Annotated in this window: 15 protein-coding genes; 10 read left to right on the forward strand and 5 right to left on the reverse strand. The window is 65.2% G+C overall.

What is annotated here, in order from left to right; translation table 11 throughout:
- Window positions 1–23: 23 nt before the first annotated feature.
- Entirely contained in the window at window positions 24–1,760 is a 1,737-nt protein-coding gene (locus tag RYH80_RS14930) for a S41 family peptidase (RefSeq protein WP_370904818.1), read from the reverse strand.
- 102 nt (window positions 1,761–1,862) lie between these two features.
- Between RYH80_RS14930 and RYH80_RS14935 the strand changes: the two genes are divergently transcribed.
- Together RYH80_RS14935 and RYH80_RS14940 are read left to right on the forward strand one after the other, a co-directional pair.
- Window positions 1,863–2,864: a DUF7351 domain-containing protein gene (locus RYH80_RS14935; RefSeq protein ID WP_370904819.1), complete on the forward strand. Its 1,002-nt coding sequence runs from the start codon at window positions 1,863–1,865 to the stop codon at window positions 2,862–2,864.
- An 86-nt stretch (window positions 2,865–2,950) separates the two neighbouring features.
- Window positions 2,951–4,633, forward strand: a complete 1,683-nt coding sequence (locus RYH80_RS14940) for a histidine kinase N-terminal 7TM domain-containing protein (protein ID WP_370904820.1) — start codon at window positions 2,951–2,953, stop codon at window positions 4,631–4,633.
- 54 nt (window positions 4,634–4,687) lie between these two features.
- On the opposite strand, the gene RYH80_RS14945 is transcribed toward RYH80_RS14940, so the two are convergent.
- Window positions 4,688–6,316 (reverse strand): methyl-accepting chemotaxis protein, encoded by a 1,629-nt coding sequence (locus RYH80_RS14945; RefSeq protein WP_370905123.1) that lies wholly within the window; start codon window positions 6,314–6,316, stop codon window positions 4,688–4,690.
- A gap of 323 nt (window positions 6,317–6,639) precedes the next feature.
- Here RYH80_RS14945 and RYH80_RS14950 point away from each other — a divergent pair, with 323 nt between their 5' ends.
- The 5 genes from RYH80_RS14950 to RYH80_RS14970 all read left to right on the forward strand — a co-directional run bounded on the left by RYH80_RS14950 (window position 6,640) and on the right by RYH80_RS14970 (window position 11,394).
- Window positions 6,640–7,878, forward strand: a complete 1,239-nt coding sequence (locus RYH80_RS14950; protein WP_370904821.1) for an ABC transporter substrate-binding protein — start codon at window positions 6,640–6,642, stop codon at window positions 7,876–7,878.
- Window positions 7,878–8,906 (forward strand): FAD-dependent oxidoreductase, encoded by a 1,029-nt coding sequence (locus RYH80_RS14955; protein WP_370904822.1) that lies wholly within the window; start codon window positions 7,878–7,880, stop codon window positions 8,904–8,906. Before RYH80_RS14950 ends, RYH80_RS14955 begins: the two co-directional genes overlap by 1 nt.
- A gap of 1 nt (window position 8,907) precedes the next feature.
- Complete coding sequence (locus RYH80_RS14960) at window positions 8,908–9,894, forward strand: DUF7260 family protein (protein WP_370904823.1); 987 nt, start codon at window positions 8,908–8,910, stop codon at window positions 9,892–9,894.
- 62 nt (window positions 9,895–9,956) lie between these two features.
- Complete coding sequence (locus RYH80_RS14965) at window positions 9,957–10,733, forward strand: MBL fold metallo-hydrolase (protein ID WP_370904824.1); 777 nt, start codon at window positions 9,957–9,959, stop codon at window positions 10,731–10,733.
- A 208-nt stretch (window positions 10,734–10,941) separates the two neighbouring features.
- Window positions 10,942–11,394, forward strand: coding sequence for a VOC family protein (locus tag RYH80_RS14970; protein WP_370904825.1), 453 nt, complete (start codon window positions 10,942–10,944; stop codon window positions 11,392–11,394).
- Between the two features lie 31 nt (window positions 11,395–11,425).
- On the opposite strand, the gene RYH80_RS14975 is transcribed toward RYH80_RS14970, so the two are convergent.
- Complete coding sequence (locus tag RYH80_RS14975) at window positions 11,426–12,391, reverse strand: DMT family transporter (RefSeq protein ID WP_370904826.1); 966 nt, start codon at window positions 12,389–12,391, stop codon at window positions 11,426–11,428.
- 284 nt (window positions 12,392–12,675) lie between these two features.
- Between RYH80_RS14975 and RYH80_RS14980 the strand changes: the two genes are divergently transcribed.
- Window positions 12,676–13,497, forward strand: a complete 822-nt coding sequence (locus tag RYH80_RS14980; protein WP_370904827.1) for a helix-turn-helix transcriptional regulator — start codon at window positions 12,676–12,678, stop codon at window positions 13,495–13,497.
- 219 nt (window positions 13,498–13,716) lie between these two features.
- Window positions 13,717–16,125, forward strand: a complete 2,409-nt coding sequence (locus tag RYH80_RS14985; protein WP_370904828.1) for an ATP-binding protein — start codon at window positions 13,717–13,719, stop codon at window positions 16,123–16,125.
- Window positions 16,126–16,133: 8 nt separating this feature from the next.
- On the opposite strand, the gene RYH80_RS14990 is transcribed toward RYH80_RS14985, so the two are convergent.
- Entirely contained in the window at window positions 16,134–17,618 is a 1,485-nt protein-coding gene (locus tag RYH80_RS14990; RefSeq protein ID WP_370904829.1) for a response regulator, read from the reverse strand.
- Window positions 17,611–18,321, reverse strand: coding sequence for a hypothetical protein (locus RYH80_RS14995; RefSeq protein ID WP_370904830.1), 711 nt, complete (start codon window positions 18,319–18,321; stop codon window positions 17,611–17,613). The genes RYH80_RS14990 and RYH80_RS14995 overlap by 8 nt, the downstream gene beginning before the upstream one ends.
- A gap of 193 nt (window positions 18,322–18,514) precedes the next feature.
- On the opposite strand from RYH80_RS14995, the gene RYH80_RS15000 reads away from it, so the two are divergent.
- Window positions 18,515–18,934, forward strand: coding sequence for an ATP-binding protein (locus tag RYH80_RS15000; protein ID WP_370905124.1), 420 nt, complete (start codon window positions 18,515–18,517; stop codon window positions 18,932–18,934).
- Window positions 18,935–19,029 lie beyond the last annotated feature (95 nt).

Below are 19,029 nucleotides of genomic sequence, written 5' to 3' on the forward strand. Positions count from 1 at the left end.
GACCGGTGTGATCGACAGGGGTCTCACTCGTCGCCGGGTACGCCACCGTCGAGGTGATCGAACGCCAGCCGTAGTGCCGCGTCGGCTGTCGGCTCGGCGGCGAAGCGGTCGCCGGTCAGCTCCCGCGTCGGCTGCAGTGTGTCTGGGGCGTCGCGGCCGTACCACCAGTACATCGACCCGGCGAGGCGCACGTCGAGTCCAGTGTGCGGGAGCGAGCGAACCACCGGCTCGCCGAAAGAGGTGGGTGCCTGTCCCGACGGGACACCGACCACTTCGGCACCGAGCGCGGTGAGTTGTGCGGCGGCGCCGAAGGCGGAGCTCATGGTCCTGGCGGTGGTGACGACGATCAGTCGCTCCGGTCTGTAAACCCCCGTCTCGTCGACGCGGTCGAGGAACGCGGTGGCGGTCGGCGACCGGCTCAGCCGCGCGCGGACGATCTCGACCGGATCGACCGCCGTCGTCTCTCCGTCGGTCACCCCCGTGAAGTCGTACTCCGTCGGCGCCGCGACCCTGCGGTCGTCGTCCGCACTCTCGGCGTCTGCGCCACCGTCGTTCTCTTCGCCGTCTGCGTCGTCGGCGTCGGCGCCCCCGCCGTCTTCGGCGACGCCGTCCCCGTACCGCTCGCGGTACGGGGCGCTGCGGCGTCTGACGAGTTCGACCCGTTCGACGGACCGAGCGAGTCCCTTGCGACCGGCCAGCGTGTACGCCAGGTGGAAGACGAACTGCGAGTCGCCACCCGGGTTGTCGCGGAGGTCGACGACCAGCGCCTCCGTCTCGGCCGCCGCCATCCGCTCGGCGAGTTCCTCGACGGCAGCGGTCGAGGCGGGCAGCGCCGCGATGGCGCTCTCCGTCTCCGGTGGGGGATCACCGCCCACCTGTCGCTCGTAGGCGCGTTCGACCTGCGAGGCTGCGGCGTCCGGGGCTGCGGCGTACTTCGCCTCCAGACTCTCCCGGTAGTCGGAGAGGTTCCCCGGGTTGAACAGCGCCACGGCCCCGTCGTGGAACGACCGGTAGTCGGGACCGCTGCCGCTCGGCGTCGGCACCGTGGTCGGCAGTTCGGCGACTGGCTCCGTCTCCGCCGCGACCGGGGAGAGCTCCCGACGCTGCTCGGAGCCGCCGTCCACGACGGCCACCGTCGGCCGCTCCGGTGGCTCGGACCGATCGAGCAGCCGTGCGAGCGGGTCGTACGCCTCCACGAGCCCGGCGAGTCGGTCCAGTCTGCCGGTTGCGTTCTCGGTCCCGTAGAACGACGCCGCGCGGTCGGCGAGATCCGACGCGGGACGACCACACACCGACGGGACACGACACCCGAGCCAGTCGTCGAGTCCGTCGTCGGAGACGGCCGTCACGAACAGGTCGCCGTCGACGACCCGGAGCGACAGCGGGAGGCGTCGGTCCGTAGCGACCGAGGAACCGCCGGCTGTCTCGGAGTCGTTCGCAGGGCTGTTGCCGGAGTTGTCCCCGTGGTCACCCTCGTCGCCGCCTACGTCGTCCGGCGGGAGCACCAGCGAGTGGGCGTCGTCGAGCCCGGCGACGAGTGGCGCGACGAGGCGGTAGAACGCCTCTCGTGTCGCCGTCTCCGGGAGTCGTCGTGCGGTGCGATCGACCGCGGCGTGGAGGGCGACCCGTCCGTCGTAGCCCGCGTACGGTTCCGGGTGGATCTGCTCGACGAGACGTACCAGTTCGCCGAGGTCTTCCCGCAGTTCCGGTCTGGTGTAGACGGCTCCGCCGCCCGCGGTCTGCTCTGGTCCACTGGGCACGATTTCACGCTCGTGCCCCGACGGCAAAGGCGCTGTGAGAAGCCAGTTTCTCGACGCTAACTGATAAGTCGCGCCGCGACGAGTGTGCCGACGAGAGAGACCGTGACCGACGACGACCCAGACACGGACGCACCGACGAGTCCGTTCGAGTTGGTCGGCCAGGAGGCGCAGATGGCGATTCTGCAGGCGTTGTTGGCGGCCGACGCGACGGGCGAAGGGACTGGCGTGGCGTTCAGCGACCTGAAGCGCCGGGCGGGGATCGACGACACGGGCCGGTTCAACTACCACCTCGGGGAACTCGTCGGGACGCTCGTGACGGAGACGGACGACGGATACCGGCTGTCGAAGTTCGGACGCCGGGTCCTGCGACCGATGGCGACAGGGTACTACGACCCCGACATCGCCGTCGACGACCTGCCCGTCGAGGGGTCGTGTCCCATCTGTGGTGGAGCGGTGCGCGTCGAACTCGCCGAGGCGGTCCTCAGAGTCGTCTGTGAGCGGGACCACGTCGTCGACGCCGGGCTGGTCGCCTCACCCGGGCTGGTCGTCGACCACGACTCGGCGAGCGCAACGGAGGCGCTCGCCCTGCTGACCACACACGCCGTCGAACTCGGGACGAACGGGGTCTGCCCGACGTGTCACGCCCCGGTGGACGGGCGGGTCGAGCGGCTCCGGACGGAGGGCGTCGCAGGCCGCCTCCCCGTCGTCGACGACCTCGGTGACGGCGGCGCGTCGGACCCAGACGGAGGCGCAGTCCCCGAGACGCAGAGCGACGATCGGTCGCGATACTACGTCTACCGTGCGCCGTGTGACACCTGCGGGAACCTGTTCGTGACGCCCGTCGGCGGCTGCGTGGCGACCGACCCGCGGGTGATCTCCCTGTACGCCACCCAGGGCGTCGACCTCCGGCGGTCGTCTCCGTGGCGGCACCCCTTCCGCCGCGGTGGGACGGCCGAACTCGTCTCCCGGGAGCCGTTCCGCGTGTGTCTCCCGGTCGGACGAGACCTCGACGGGCCGTCGCTGTACCTCACGCTGGACCGTGACGGCGACGTTCGTGGGCGGTACCGCGTCTCCGGGTCACTCGCCGACGACAGAGACGAGTAGTGTCGCCCTCCCGCTGGCCACCGCTGGGATTCTTCCCACCGAGGCGTCCGCAATTTTCATCACCCGAGTCGGAGAGTGTGTACTCGATGTGGCCGCCGGTGCGTCTCGTCGGTGTCGCCTTCCTCCTGACCGGCGTGGGTGCGCTCGCGACACTGTGGCCCGCCTGGCGCAACCGGTCGGACCCGGGGAGTAGGAGTTTCGCGGTCTTCGCCGTCGCCGTCGCGGGGTACGCGTCGGCGTCCGGACTCGACCTCTTCACGACGAACTACGCCGTCTCGCTGGCGCTCCAGAAGGTGGTCAACGCCTGTGGGGTCCTCGTCGGTGCCGCGTGGCTGGCGCTGGCGGTGTCGGTCACGGACCGCGTCGACGACTCGCGGCATCTCGTCGCCGCGTTGGTGGTCGTCGTCCTCGCGGAGTGGACACTCAACTGGGTGAACCCGGGTGGCGTGGTGCTCGCTCGCGGCGCGGGGGTGTCGGGCACGCAGTTCGAGGTCGTCGGCCGCGTCGGCTTCTGGCTCCTCCTCGGGGGCGCGTGGGTACAGGTGCTCGTGGGAACCGGACTGTTGGTCGTGGAGTTCACGACGACCGGTGGGCTCCGTCGCAGACAGACCGGGTTGCTCGCGCTCGCGATCACGCCGGCGTTGGCCGCGAGTGTGCTCAACGGCGTCGTGATGGCGACCGCCGACGTGTCCTACGACTACACGGTGGTCGGGTGGGCACTCTCGTTGGGCGTCTTCGCCGTGGCACTGTACAGTGGTCGCTTCCTCGACGTGACGAGCGTCGCTCGGCGTCGCGTCTTCGAGGACACCACCGACCCCATCGTGACGCTCGACGCCGAGGGCCGTGTCGTCGACAGCAACCCGGCGGCACGCGAGTTGGTCGACGCCGACGACGGGTGGGAGGGGACACCCGCGGCGACGTTCTTCGACCCCCTCCCGGTCGACGGAGAGCGACTGTGGCGAGAGCCAGCCGTCGAGACCGAAGTCAGCGTCGACGGCGGCAGTCGGACACGCCACTTCACGCTCGCCACGACGCCGATTGCCGGACCACAGGAGACCGACCGCGGCCGCGTGGTCTCGCTGTCGGAGGTGACCGTCGTCCGCGAGCGCGAGCGGAAACTCGACCTGATGCGGCAGGTGCAGTCCCGTGTGCTCAGACACGACATCAGACACGACGTCCAGATCATCGAACCCGCCGTCGAGGCCGCCCTGGAGACGGTCGACGACGACCGACGACCGATCGTCGAACGCGCCAGCGAGCGGACCGAGGCGTTACTCTCCGTCAGCGAGAAGGCGCGCGCCGTCGAGCGACTCGTCGACAGAGAACAGTCGCCCCGGACGCTCGACCTGGCGGTCACACTCCGACGACAGGTCGCCGAGACGAACGAGGCGTTCCCCGCGGTGTCGTTCGCCGTGGACGCCCCCGAGTCGTGCGAGGTGGAGACGATCCCGGCCGTCGAGTTGGTCTTCGAGAACGTCCTGGAGAACGCCGCCGAACACAACGACGGCCCGAATCCGTCGGTCGCAGTGACGGTGACCGACGGGGGAGACGCCGTCGTGGCGACGGTGACCGACGACGGGCCCGGGATTCCGGATCACGAACTCTCGGTGCTCGCGGACGGCGAGGAGACGCCGTTGGAACACGGCACCGGGATCGGCCTGTGGATCGTCCAGTGGGTCGTCGACAGCACTGCCGCGTCCGTGACGTTCGACACAGACGACACCGGTACCGCCGTCACCGTCACGATCCCACGAACCGGCGGGACGTAACCGCTCTCTGTGGAGTGGCCGTCCCGCTCACTCCCGGCAGAGTGTGCGCTCGGCTCACTCTCCGAGATCGGCGGTCTCGTCGCGACTCGTCCGGAACACGTCGAGTCGCTCTGCCAGCTCGTCGCTCTGGCGGCTGAGCGTCTCGGCCGTCTCGGCCGTCTGGTCGGTCGCGGCGGCCTGTTGTTCGACACTCGCGGACACCTCCTGCACGGAGGCGGTGATCTCCTCGCTCAGCGCCGAGGTGTCCTCGATCATCGTCGCGATCTCCTCGGCCGTGGCGGCCTGCGTCTCCATCGTCGCACGCACCTCGCTCACGTCGTCGGCGGTCTGCTCGGCGGCGGCCTGGATCTCGCCGAGGCGGCCCTCGACGCCGTCGACCGCCTCCGCGGCCGTCGACACACGCTCCGTCACGGTCTGGACGCTGTCGACGACGGTGGCGGTCTGATCGGCCGTCTCGTCGATGATCGACTCGATGTCGTCGGTCGCCGCCTTCGACTCCTCGGCGAGACTCTTCACCTCCTCGGCGACGACCGCGAAGCCGTCGCCGGCGTCGGTGCCCTCGCCACCCGCTCGTGCGGCTTCGATGTTGGCGTTCAGCGCCAGCATGTCGGTCTGGTCCGCGATCTCGCCGATCAACTCCGTGATCTCAGCCACGCGGTCCATCCGCTCGTCTAGCGATGCCACCTCGGACTCGATCTGGTCCGTCGCCGACAGCGCGGCGTCGATCTCCGCGAGTGCCTCCGTCGCCGCCTCGGCCCCGTCCCCGGCGAGCGAGCGCGTCTGATCGGCCTGCGTGTCGATCGTCTCGACGGAACTCGTCACCTCCTCGACCCCGGCGCTCAGCTCCTGCACGTTCCCACTGGCCCGCTGAGACTGCTCCGCGAGATCCTCGGCGCCGTCGGTCAACTGCTCGGCTGCGGAGCCGATCTGGTCGATCGACACCGAGACCTCCTCCGTCGTGCTCCCGAGCTCGTCACTCGTGTCGGCGAGCGAGTCACCCAAGTCGGTGACGGTGTCGACCAGCTCGCGGATCTGGCCGACCGCCCGCTCCAGGTCGTCGTTCATCGCCGCGAACTCCTCGTGGACGGTCTGCATCTCCGCGAACTCCGCCGGCGGCTCCGCGACCGTCGGCGAGATCGTCAGGTCGCCGTCGGCCAACGCCGAGAGACTCTCTCGGAGGTCCGCCAGCAGCGTCGTCTGGTACGCCTCCAACTGTTCGGCCTTCTCCTCCTCGCGCACCTTCTCGGTCACGTCGCGGTTCAACTCCATCACGCCGACGAGCGAGCCACTCGCGTCGTACAGCGGCGTCGTCGTCCGCTCGACCGGCACGTCCCGACCGGCCCCGGTGGTGATGGTCTCTCTCACCTGCTGGACGTCCTCCTCCGTCTCCAGCACTCGCTCGACGAAGTCCGACGAGTCGCTCTCGTCGTCGAGCAGTGCCGTCGCCGGGCGCCCGACGGCCGCCGACCGGTCCGTCTCGAACAACTCGCAGGCCTGCTCGTTCAGGTTCGTCACGTACCCCGCGGTGTCCGTGATGTACGCCGGCGTCGCGAGTCCGTTCAACACGCTGTCGATCGCCTCCTCGCCGTCTGCCGCACCCACCTGTGTCGCCTGACTCGACCGAGCCGCACTCTCGGACGGGCTGTCCCCCCGGTCTCGAATCGCCCCCAAGACCCCGAGCATCACAATTCAAGCTGATATTCACCACTACTTATTTCTATCTCGCACGTTCTCAGGATCGATAGTGCAAACGAGTCGAATCTCGCCGATACTGTACACGAGTGTACGGGAGAGTCCATATTCGTTCGGCGTGTGTCCACTCGGAACGGTTAGTGACCCGACCCGACCGGACCGCTCTCTCGTCTCGACTTCGCCTGTCCACGCCACCGATACCGGAACGTACTTGTACTCTTTAGGCTCGCCTAAATCCCGTGAACGGGAGCACGAGCGGACAGAGAGATCACGGTGGAGAATCGGCGGACAGGCCCACCGACCGGACGGGTTCGGTGACGCGCCGACGAGTCCTCGGTGCCGCGGGCGCGGTCGTCGGGACCGGGCTGGCCGGCTGTTCCGGCACCGGCGCCGAGTCGACACGAACCGACGCCGGTGGCGGCGCCGCCGGTGCGACGGGGTCACCGACTGCCACCGCGGGCGAGAGCGAAGACGGGTCCGACGGCGCGGCCGAGTCGTCGACGAGCGGGACCAGCTACGAGGCGTGTATCGAGCCGGTCGGGTGTGTCGAGTTCGCGTCCGTCCCCGAGACGTGGGTCGCGTACAACGGCGGCTGGGCAGACATGGCGTTCGCGCTCGGCCAGGCAGACGGGTTCCGAGCCGTCGGCAACGCCGTCCCGCGGTTCTTCTACGAGCCGTTCGACCTGGACCTGCCCGCCGCGGCCGACACCCCCGAGTTGTTCTCGGGTGGGTGGGACGAGGAGGTGTTCTACGAACTCGACCCGGACGTGATCCTGATGGACCCCGAGTTCATGCACGGCACCGGCTGGGACGGCTCGTGGGACGAGTCCGACACGCGAGAACTCCAGCGGAACGTCGCGCCGTTCTTCGGGAACAACTGCCGTCGCCGCCGCGAGTTCCACGACTACGAACTGTACACGCTGTACGAGGCGTTCGAGCGGCTGGCGGACGCGTTTCAGCAGCGAGAGCGGTACGAGGCGTTCGCGGCGGTCCACGAGGAGGTGCAGTCGACGATCCAGTCCCGACTCCCGCCCGCCTCCGAGCGGCCGTCCATCGGACTGCTCAACGGCGGCTCGAGCCCCCAGAAGGGACAGTTCTTCCCGCTGGACCCGACGGCGCCGGGGTACGAGACGAAGCCGTACCGCGACCTCGGGGTCGGCAACGCGTTCCCGGCTTCCGCGACCGGTGCCGCGATCGACTACGAGCGGCTGCTCGCCGTCGACCCGGAGATCCTGGTGATCCACTGGGGGATCGGCCGGACGGGCGACGGCGACGGGTTCTCGCGGGCGGCGTTCCGCGAGCAGTACGTCGAACCGATGGAGGACCACCCGGTCGGGAGTCAGTTGACCGCCGTCGAGAACCGTCGTGTCTACCCGGGTGCCTACGGCGAACAGGGACCCATCACGAACCTGCTCCAGACGGAGATGACGGCCCAGCAACTGTTCCCGGAGGCGTTCGGAAAGTTCGACGCCGAGGCGTTTCCCGCGGTGGCGAGCGAGCGACGACTGTTCGACCGTGGCCGGGTCCGCGAGATCGTCCGAGGTGAGATCTGATGTCGACGCTGCCCGACGAGACGCCGGCCCGCGACCCGGAGTCGGCCGTCGACACGGACGTGGTGGTCGTGGGCGGCGGCGCGGCGGGACTGTCGGCGGCGACGTTCCTCGCCCGCTACGGACTCGACACGACCGTGTTCGCCCGCGGTCACTCGGCGATCCGGCAGTGTGCCCACCTGGAGAACTACCTCGGGTTCCCCGGCGGGATCTCGCCCGAGCGGTTCCTGGCGCTCGGCCGGCGGCAGGCGACTCACGAGGGTGCCAGCGTCGTCGACGACCTCGTCGAGTGGGTCGAACGCGTCGGAGAGGTGTACGACGACGAGACGACGGCGGACGAGGAGGACGAGACAGGAACGGCGACCGACGGGTCTGCCGCTGCGGACGACGCGACCGAGACCGGCGACTCGACGGAACGACTCTGCCCCGCACGGTTCCGCGTCCAGACGCAGGACGACCGGACACTCCACGCGCGGTACGTCCTGGTCGCGAGCGCCTACGACGGCGACTACCTCGAACCGCTCGTCGACGACCTCGACCGGGAGGCCGAACACGGGTTCGTCGAGGCGGAGGCCGGACGGACGCCGGTCGAGGGACTGTACGCCGCCGGGTGGCTCACTCGAGAGACGGTCCACCAGGCGATCGTGAACGCGGGCGACGGGGCACGCGCTGCCGTCGCCCTGGCGCGCGACGACTTGCGGGACCGCTACTGGGACGCGTTGGCCGACATCTACGTCGACTGGGTCGTCGACGACGACCGCTACGGCGGCGAGGAGTGGGCGGCGGACTTCGACGACTGGTTCGACCGGGAGATGGCACCCGGTGCACCGGACGATGTCGACGACGGCGAGCTCGCCGAGGTGCGTGAGGCCGCCAAGGAGTCGTTCCTCGACCGGTGTGTCGACGAGTCGGAGCGTGCGGAACGAGAGCGTCGGGGGCAGGAACTCCTCTTGGAGGAGTTGGACGACGACGTGATCCGCGAGTACGTCGCGGGGCTCGACGACGAGGCACGAGCAGAGGAGGTGATCTGACGTGTCGTCCCCGCCGCAGGGCGGCGACTCCTCGACAGGGGGACGACGGGAGGCGGACGAGCAGCCCCGCGTGACTACCGACGCCGTCACCTCCGGGCTGGACAGTGCCGTCGAGCGTGTCGACGCCGAACGTGAGCGGACGGCGGCGAAACGCGACGCACTCGACCGGTTCCACGAACGGGTCCGCGAGATCGACGCGACGGACCCCCGGACGGCCGGGGCGAGCAGCTCCGGCGGTGCGTTCGGTGCGGGTGGTGGACGCGGAGCGGGCGCTGCCGGTGGTGGTCCCGCCGGACCCGGGGGCATCCGTGGTGGTGCCGGCGGTGGTACGGGAGGGCGTGGCGACGACGGCGGAGGGTCGCGATCCGCAGCCTCCGGGAGTGGTGATACGAGCGGCTGTGCCGCCGTCCGCCGTGCGTTCGCGGACTGCGTCGGCGGGTACAGCGGCGACGCCGACGAGAGTCACGACACGGTCCACGAGGCGATCGCGGCGGAGTTCTCCGAGGAGATCGCCGTCTCCCTAGCGAGCGGGAACGGCGGCGGGCTGTTCACGCCGCAACTCAAACGCGGCGTCGTGAACGAGACGGAGCGGCGACAGGCCGAACTGTCGGTGATGGAGACCGCACTCGAACGCGAGGCGTCCTCGCTGGCGACGACACGCGAGACACAGCGGGCGGTGGTCGAGTGGCTCGGCGAGCACAACCCGACGCCGTTGTCGTCGCTGTCGTTCGACGAGTTGGCAGCCCACCACGAGCGGCTGGCGACGTTCCGACGGCGACTCGACGACGCGGCCGAGACCCGACAGGCGTTCTTGGACGAGGCGACCGGAGAACGAGCGCGTGTCGGCATCCGCCACGAGGATCTCGTCGCGTACCTCTACTCGTCGTTCGCGGACGACCACCCGGCGCTGGGGACACTCGGCCGCCTCGACGAGTTGTGTGGCGAGGCCCAGCGGACGCTGCGCGATCACCTGACACGGCGGGTGTGAGTGGGGTCGACCCGTCGGGGGAGAGAGCAAGAACTTTGCACACCCGCTATCCCACTGGGCGCATGGACGTGACACTGCTGGGGACCGGCGACGCGACGGGTGTCCCCGCCGCGCTCTGTGACTGCGAGTACTGTGTCGGGAGTGCGCCCCGTCTTCGCCCCGCGGTGCTCGTCGAGCACGACGACACGACCGTCGTGCTCGACGTCGGGCCGGACCTCTGCGACCAACTCCAGCGGACGGACACGTACAGTGTCGACGCGTTCTTTCTGACACACTTCCACCGCGACCACGCGGACGGGTTGCTCGAACTGCTCCAGACGCTCCGTACCGGGACCGAGGCGGCCTGGAACGAGGATCGAGACGGTCACGCGTTCGACCTCTACATGACGGAGACGGCCACCGAGCACCTCCGGGACTCCTTCGCGTACTTTCTAGACACGCTCGATCCGCAGTGGGACCCGGACGGTACCACCGTCGGCGGCTTGGCGGTCGACTCGTTCCCCGTCGAACACATGCGACCGGAGTACGAGACCGTCGGGTTCCTCGTCCGAAACGGCGACAGCGTCCTCGCGTACGCGCCGGACATGGCGACGTTCGTGGGGGAGCCGCCGACTACCGACGTCGACCTCTTCGTCTGCGAGGGGTCTCCGGTCGTCGGAGGCAGCCACGGGACCGTCGAGGAACTCCGCGCCGCGGTCGACGCAGTCGACGCCGACCGGACGGTCCTAGTCAACGCCACGGAACACGGCCGTCGCGAACACACCGAGGAACTCGCCGCGCGTGCGAGGGAGTTCGGCTGTGAACTCGGCGCGGACTTCGACGAGTACACACTCTCCTGACACGTCAGCCCAGTGGACCGCCGAGTTCGTCACGGCGACGAGGGAGACCCCCAACACGACGAGCGCAGACGACGGTCCACCTCACCCGTGCCACAAAGCGTAATCCAGTCCACGTCCACGGGTCAGCCGAGTCGACAACGATGTCACTACGATCAGTCGACCCGACCCGCAGCAGACCGATCGGGGTGGGTACGGCCCGTGATACGCGGTGACAGGTGACGACGAGATCTCGTCCGACGCCGAGACAGTCGCGCCGGTGTCAACTGCAGACGCGGCGCGTCTTGACGACGGACTCGGTGGACTCCACCACGGGTTCGTGTTGGTGAGCGACCTCCCGCGAGCCGTCGAGTTCTACGCGACGGTGGTCGGTGCGGAGCCGCTTCGGCCCGACGACCCCGACGAGACCGTCGCGACGGCGACCTTCTACTGGCTGGCCGTCGGCGACGACACGTTCGTCAACCTCGCCGTCGACCCGGAGCGAGCGCCACTCGCGGAGGAGGTCGAGATGCTCGCACTGGGGACGACCACGGAACACGCTCGGACTGTCGAGCGCCGTCTGGAGGCCAGAGATTGGCCGTACGACACCGGGGTGAACACACTCCGCTTCGACGACCCGGACGGCAACGAAGTGGAACTGACGTGGTGGGACGGACCGCGGTGAGACGCGACACGCGAACCGGTCAGACCGGCGTTCAGTCCGCCCGCCGCGGTTCGGCGCGCGTCTCTGCACGCTCACCCTCTCGATGCCAGTAGACGAGCCGCTGGAGTCGCCGCCGGTCGACGGACTCGGCGACGAGCAGCGCGAAGCCGGCGGCGACGACGGCGAACCCCGCCAGTGCGGTCGCGCCGATCCGTTCGCCGAGCAGTGCCCACCCGCCGACGGTCGAGACGACCGGCACGGCGTAGAAGACGAGGTTCGCACGCCGCGGCCCCACGCCGTCCACCAGCGCGAAGTACGCGAGGTACGCGACCGCACCGGAGCCGACGCCGACGTAGGCGACGGCGACGAGTGCCGTCGGCGGCAGCGTCACGGACGCGAGCGACTCCCCCGCGGCGACCGCCAGCCCGTGCGACAGCAGTGCCGCCAGCGGGACGCCCCAGACGGTCCGTGCGGTGGTCGACAGCGTCGGCTCGGCCCACCGGATCACCACACTCCCGAGGGCGATACTCGCCGCGCCACCCACCAACAGCGGGACACCCGCCGCCTCACCCGTCAGCAGTGCGGTCGGCCCGGCGACGAGGATCACACCCACGAGTCCGAGCGCGGTGCCGAGGAGACCGAGTCTGGTCGGCCGCCGCCCCGGCAGCAACACCGCGGCCGCGGCGACGGTCAGGATTGGGTTCAGGCTGAAGACGATGGCCGCCACGCCGCTGCTCGTCGACTCCTGGCCGACGAACAGGAGCGCGTTCGTCAGGCCGACGACGAGGCCGCCCGTCGCGAGGACGGCCACCACGTCGCCCGCGGTTCGGGGTCTGAGGTCACTCCAGGACAGCCGTGTCGCCGCGTAGCCGGCGAGGACGACCGCTCCGACGTCGAACCTGATCGCGAGGAACGTCAGCGGCGGGAGGTACGCCAATCCGGCCTTCACCGCGACGAACGTCCCACCGAACAACAGTGCGGTGAGGAGGAACGCCCCGGCGTGTCGTCGTCGCGACACGCTACCGCCACCCCGTCGCCGCCGTCTCGCTCGGTGTCTCTCTCACATCGCTCGTAGGGGCGCGACGGGCTTGAGCGGAGCCGTGAACTGTTACGCGCCGCCGTCGTCTCGCACGCCGTGCACGGATTGCACGCCGTGCGCTGCTCGCGAACAGTGTCGACTTCGAGCTCCGTCGCGATACGCCTCGGTGAAGCCACCTCGTGCACCTGGTTCACCTCAGGTACCTGAGGTGGACCAGTCGCCGTCTGCGAAGGTCGTTTACCGGGGGCGAGCGAATCCGGCGTATGGACGCGCTCGCGGAGGTGGAGTTCCTCGCCCGCTCCAAGAACCGGGTGGCGTTGTTGCGCCTGCTGGCGACCGGGCGGTACGACCGCGGCGAGTTGGCGACCGAGGTCGACGTGTCACAGGCCACGCTCGGCCGCATCCTCGAGGACTTCGAGGAGCGGTCGTGGATCCGCCACGAGGGAGACGGCTACGTGGCGACCGCCACCGGGCGACTCGTCGCGACGGGGATCGGAGAGCTACTGGACACGCTCGCCGCCGAACAGACGCTGCGAGGAGTGGTGCGGTACCTGCCGACACACGCGATGGACTTCGACCTCCGGCGACTCGCCGACGCGGCGATCACGACCCCTTCTCGGTCGCGGCCGAGTGCACCGCTGCAGACCGCGCTCGATCTGGCCGACACCGCGACCGACCTCCGGGCGTTCTCGCACACGTTCAACGAGCAGAGTCTCGCGACGGTCCACGACCGCGTGACGAGCGGCGAGCAGACGTTCGCGGGCGTGTTCTCGCGACAGGCGTACACCGCCTTGGCCGACGACGAGGAGGTGTGGCAGCGGACGCTGGCGTTGATCGACGCGCCCAACGCGGAACTGCGTGTGCGTGAAGAGGGCATTCCACTGGCGGTCACGCTGTCGGACGACCGCGTGAACCTCCTGTTGCGCGACGAGGAGGGGCTGTTGCAGGCTGCACTGGAGACGACGGACGCGGCGGTGCTCGCGTGGGCCGGCGAGACGTTCGACCACTATTGGCGGACGGCGACCGAAGTCGACCGCGAGACGGCGAGCAGACTGGAGACAACAGGTCAGTCTCCACGGGAGTGAACTACCCCGCCCTGCCCGTGCTGATGCACTCACTTGGATCCAGTTTTAAAGGACAAGTTTTACTTCTTGTCCACGAGGTCAGCATGCACATTCAATACAAGGACTGGCCATACCAAGCCTACCGGAGTCAACACACGGTGAATGGGAACAGCATCACGTCAGGCAGTGTAGCAAGCTAATTAGTATGAACACTATCTTCACAGAGTTATATACAACCAGATGAGTCCCGACGCAGACGGCTCCCAAGACGAAGCACGACGAGGATTGACGGACAGACAATATCAGGAGGATACAGAGGCAACAACCGTATCGGCTAACCACGAGCGGTTTCAACAACGTGTCGACGATGTTCTAAGTGCCTCAACGACCGATGAGGTAGCCAGGACCACGGTCCAACTCATCGTCGAATCGTTCGACCTCAAGCGGGCTGCATTGTACGAGCGTGTCGGCGAGCGACTATGTTTAGTCACCGAAAATACAGATACAAAAACGCCCTTCCCTGAGCACCTCTCGATCCAGCACGACACACTCCGTCAACTTCTCCACGATGGTACCGTTGTGAGCGGTACTCCACCGAGTGCGATACCAATAGACAGTGAATGGTGTGCGGCACCGACGGGTGAAGGCGGACTGATCGTCGGTGTAGAACCTAAATCAGATCGAGAGCTAATCATAAATCACAATCGGCTGTCTCGGTTCGCGACAGTAGTTGGGACAGCACTCCATCTTGTAGACGATGGGGTAAGTCGTGACCAATTCACCACGACCGCCTCAGATTTGTCCAGTGAAGATATCTTACCAGCCGTTATTCGAGAGGTTTACCCTGACTACGCCTTCCTCTACGATGCCGACGGGACCTATCAAGACGTGCTCTTGGGTCAACGTGACGTATCTGCCATTACTCGTGAGGAACTCATTGGGTCGACGCTCACAGACGTATTCCCGGCGCAGACAGCAAGTCGGATTCACGATGCAATCCGGACCGCAGTCGAGACTGACACACGACAGACCGTCGAGTACCCAGTCGATGCAGTCGAAGGCCGCCGCGTGTTCGAGGGCGTTGTGACTCCTATCGTCGTCGATGGGACCGATCAGGCCGTCTTGATCGCGCGTGATGTGACCGAACGGTCACAGCGGGAATCCAAACTCAGGCGCGTACAGAGGCGGTCTGAGTGGGTCCTGGAGTCGACGACCGCAGCAACCTGGAGTATCGAGTTTGACGGGGATGGAATCTCATTTCTCCAAGGAGCCACCGAATGTCTGTTTCCGGAAGCGGCCCCAGATGTCTCCTCCGTAATCGAGTACTTTGATATCATCGTCCATCCAGACGACAGAGAACGAGTCGTCGACGCCTACGAGGCGGTTCGAGATCGACGTCAAGAAGAAGTCCACATCACCTATCGGACACACCCCGAACACGGTGACGTGCGGTGGCTCGCCGTAGACGGATTTGTCAGAGAAACTGACACTCACCACGAACTCGTTGGGCATTCCGCCGATGTAACTATCGAGAAACAGCAAGAACACCAACTCGAGACGCTCCACCAGTTCACACATGCGATCACGGTCGCCGATTCCGTCGAGGGGATTTGTCGGCGAACCGTTGAGGCGAGTAGAGCTGCTTTTGGATTCTCTGCGTCCCTCGTCAGCCTCGTTTCTGAAGATAGGCTGGTGCCCCAAGCGACTACAGAAGACCTCTCGTCAGAGGAGTTCTCCGAAATACCCGTCAACGAAGGAATCGCTGGACGGACGTACAGGACCGGCGAGTCAATGATCGTCAACGACACAACCGTGGAGGAGAGAGTATATGATGATCCACCATATCGGTCACTACTCAGCGTTCCGATTGGTGACCACGGGAACTTGCAGGCCGCCGCAGAACGGCCGGGTGCGTTCGACGCCACCGATCGCGAACTTGCCGAGACACTGGCACAGTACACCGAGAATGCGCTGGACCTTTTAGAATCAAGAAAGGACCTTAAATACCAGAATAACCGGTTGGAAAAATTCGCGTCTGTCGTATCACACGACCTCCGAAATCCACTGAACGTTGCGTCCGGCCGGATCGAACTCGCTCAACGCGAGTGTGGGAGTGATCACCTCGCGGCGGCAGAAGAGGCTATCAACCGGAGTCAGCAGTTAATCGACGATCTCCTCACATTGACCAATTCGGAATCCGACCATTCTGAGAGCACTGTGTTCCTCGAAACTATCGCCAAGCAGGTGTGGACGACCATCGATGGACCCGAGGCAATACTCGATATCCAGACTGGAGTCAATGTGACCGCCACAGAGTCACGACTCCGTCAACTGATAGCGAACTTGTTCGGGAACGCCGTCAAACATGGTGGTCCGGCAGTCACAGTGACGGTCGAGACAGTCCGTTCGGACGACAAGCCTGTCGGATTCGCGGTCACAGACGACGGCTCGGGTCTGCAGACTGACGAATACGACCACGTGTTCGATCACGGATATACGACAGCTGACTCTGGGACGGGCCTCGGCCTCGCAATCGTCTCTGACGTGGCCAGCGAGCACGGGTGGGAAGTATCGATGATGGAGAGCGCTGCTGGCGGTGTCCGTGTCGAAGTGACTGGTGTCGAGACGAGATATGACGAAACAAAATAAACTCGGAGTCAGCGAGTCGGTACCGGGATAGTCCCGATGCCAGACACGAGGAACTCTGCACCACCACTACTCTCGGCTACCTCAATATCCCACCCGTGTGCTAGAGCGATCTGTCGAACAATCGTCATCCCGAATCCAGGATTGTCGTCGTTTGTCGTGAACCCAGAATTGAAGACGACAGTCGGGTCTTCAAGATCGATACCCGGTCCGTCATCGCGGTATCGGAGTGTTCCACCATCGATATCAATTCGGATAGAAACATCTCTTCCAGCGTATTCGATAGAGTTCGACAACAGGTGTTCGAAAAGTCGTTGGAGACGACTCGGGTCAGCCTCAATCTCGCGGTCAGCCTCACAGGTCACGTCGGGGTCAGCGTCGACCGCACTTGCTGCTGCCTCAACGACCTCGGATAGTGGAACCGGTTGGAGGTCGTCAAGGTGCATCTCTTGATCCGAGAGGCGTAAAACGCTTTCCAGAAGTACTTCCATCCGATCGACTGAATCCTGAGCCTGTTCGAAGTATTCCTCGTTACCGGATTCAGCATACAACGAGAGTGACTGCTGAATGACATCAAGCGGATCTTGAAGATCCCGGGAAATTGTCCGACGCATCTCGCGGAGTTGGTCGTTCTGCTGTCGCACTTCGAGTTCTCGTTCGTGTCGTTCTGTCACATCTCGGCTGTTGACAACAAACCCTGAGACGACTTCATTATCAAGTAAATTGCGCCCACGAGATTCTAAAACCGGCCATTCTCCGTCTGGGTCGTCAAACCGGAAGTTAACTATCGGTTCCAATGTGGGATCTTCAACGGCTTCGAAGAACTTCTCCATTGCTTCAGAGCGATCATCTGGGTGCGCGTAGTCAAAAATGTACTCGCCAACAAGTTCATCTGGGTCGTAACCCAGTACCTGCTGTGCGGCGGGCGAGAGGTACTGGAACCGCGCGTTCTCATCAACGATCGATACTACGTCTGACGCATTCTGAACGACGGTACTGTACCACTCGTGTGCCTCCTCGACTGCTCCTTTTGCACGGTATTGCTCAACAGCGTTGGACAACCGATTTGCCAGTACGGAATACTGCGTTGGATCTGTCTCTTTCTGGAGGTAGTCTGTGACTCCCTTCGAGATTGCCTCACTAGCAATCTCTTCGGAGCCACGACCAGTGAAAAGAATGAATGGCAGTTCGTCGTCAATTGCCCTGACACTGTCAAGAAACTCAAGTCCATCCTGTCCCGGCATTTCATAATCACTGACGATAGCATCGATGTCGCCGGCCTCAACCGTCTTAACAGCTGGTGGCACTCTCGTTTCGGTTTGGACCTCAAATCCTTCCTCTTCACGTTCAAGATATAACTCTGTCAACTCAGCGGCTGCAGGATCGTCGTCAACCACCAGCACGTCAACCGTCGACGGCACGATGGTCCCACGGAGGAACGGTGGCAACCCGTCACGAAGTGATTTGGCGTCGGTGGGGTCGCTCCGATTAGTCATCGCGGTGCCCCCTCAGGATTCGGTTGAAATACGGTATCATCACGTTGACAGCTTGTTGCCAGTGGTTTTCACTGTGCATATCGTGTAGTTCGACGGCGAGCGTATACCGGGCTGCCTCTGGTCCGTACCCTGACTGTCCGTGTTTTGGCTTGTCTGGGTATGACTGGTCACCGATGGCTGCCCGCAGTTCGTACATTTGCGCGCGCTGAAGATGCTCATGATAGTTGCCGCCTGACTTGTGTTTGCGCCAACCAACGGTGCTCTGTTTCGCGTATGCTGGATTCATACCGACGATAGCCGCACGTTCACGAAACTTCGATGCGACCGGAGCCCAGTCGACACAGTTGTACGCTGCTTGAGGACTGTCAGTCTCCGGACAGTTGGTGTCTTCACTTTTTGACCCGTTGGTACTCTCATCGTGACCATCATCACCAGCACTTACGGACGACTGGAGTGCAGCGAACTCAACCTCATCTTTTCGGAACAGTGCATCGACATATGCCTGAGCCGCCTCTTTAGCTGCCTTAGTGTTAAGATGTTTGAATTGTAGTCTATCAACGGTAGAAAAGGCCTCGATCGCTTCTGCTCTGCGTCCGCGGTCGTGCGCACGAAACCCACGGCAGACCTCTCGAGCCATCCGTGCTGCTGTCGCATTTTGATTATCGCCGGGTCGCTCGACGTGGTCTACGTCACCAGTACTCATGTCAGCATCAGCTAGTCAACGGGAGGGTACAAATAATTTATTATCTATAAACAAGCTAGCCAACTGTGAGCCGGCAACTGGCTTTGTCCGGAGCTTGGATGCTTCACGAAGTCAAAATAAATTTCTATATAATCACAAGTCTAAAATATAGATATTTTACAATTATCTGAAATACCGAAGCACCAACAGAACCATCCGTCCGAGCCGATTCGTTGATCTCGCGGCTGTTCTCGAACGTACTGGAGAACAGTGTCGGCCACAACGACTCCACACCCGTCGGGTCGACGTACGTGCGACGGTCGACGGACGGACCGTCGTGATCGAGATCGAAGACGACGGACCTGGAATTCCAGAGACAGACCGAGAGACACTGTTCGAGCACGTCGGGAAGAACGGTACCGACCACGGCCTCGGACTCTCGATCGTCGCGACGCTCGCCACTCGGTACGGCGGCGAAGTCGAACTAACCGAGACCGGGCCGACCGGGACGACGATCACGATCCGGCTGCCAGTGGCCGACCACGGGCCGACAGATCCACAGAGAGTCTTCGCGCCCGACGCCGTGTCGGCTCCGACGGACACGTCCGGACCGGCGCCACTGGAGATCGAGTGACACGAGTCGGTCGACTCTTCCACCGACGGTGTGGACCTCACTGGAGACGACACCTGATCTCCGTCACCCGAAGTTTCACGGGGGGGACCGCGGTA

This window comes from Halobaculum sp. MBLA0147 (assembly GCF_041361345.1).
Classification (GTDB): Archaea; Halobacteriota; Halobacteria; order Halobacteriales; family Haloferacaceae; genus JAHENP01.

Excerpts from the sequence above, each read along its gene's own strand:
- RYH80_RS14940 (WP_370904820.1), top strand. The coding sequence starts at position 2,951 with ATGTGGCCGCCGGTGCGTCTCGTCGGTGTCGCCTTCCTCCTGACCGGC.
- RYH80_RS14945 (WP_370905123.1), bottom strand. The coding sequence starts at position 6,316 with ATGCTCGGGGTCTTGGGGGCGATTCGAGACCGGGGGGACAGCCCGTCC.
- RYH80_RS14955 (WP_370904822.1), top strand. The coding sequence starts at position 7,878 with ATGTCGACGCTGCCCGACGAGACGCCGGCCCGCGACCCGGAGTCGGCC.
- RYH80_RS14965 (WP_370904824.1), top strand. The coding sequence starts at position 9,957 with ATGGACGTGACACTGCTGGGGACCGGCGACGCGACGGGTGTCCCCGCC.
- RYH80_RS14980 (WP_370904827.1), top strand. The coding sequence starts at position 12,676 with ATGGACGCGCTCGCGGAGGTGGAGTTCCTCGCCCGCTCCAAGAACCGG.
- RYH80_RS14985 (WP_370904828.1), top strand. The coding sequence starts at position 13,717 with ATGAGTCCCGACGCAGACGGCTCCCAAGACGAAGCACGACGAGGATTG.
- RYH80_RS14990 (WP_370904829.1), bottom strand. The coding sequence starts at position 17,618 with ATGACTAATCGGAGCGACCCCACCGACGCCAAATCACTTCGTGACGGG.
- RYH80_RS14995 (WP_370904830.1), bottom strand. The coding sequence starts at position 18,321 with ATGAGTACTGGTGACGTAGACCACGTCGAGCGACCCGGCGATAATCAA.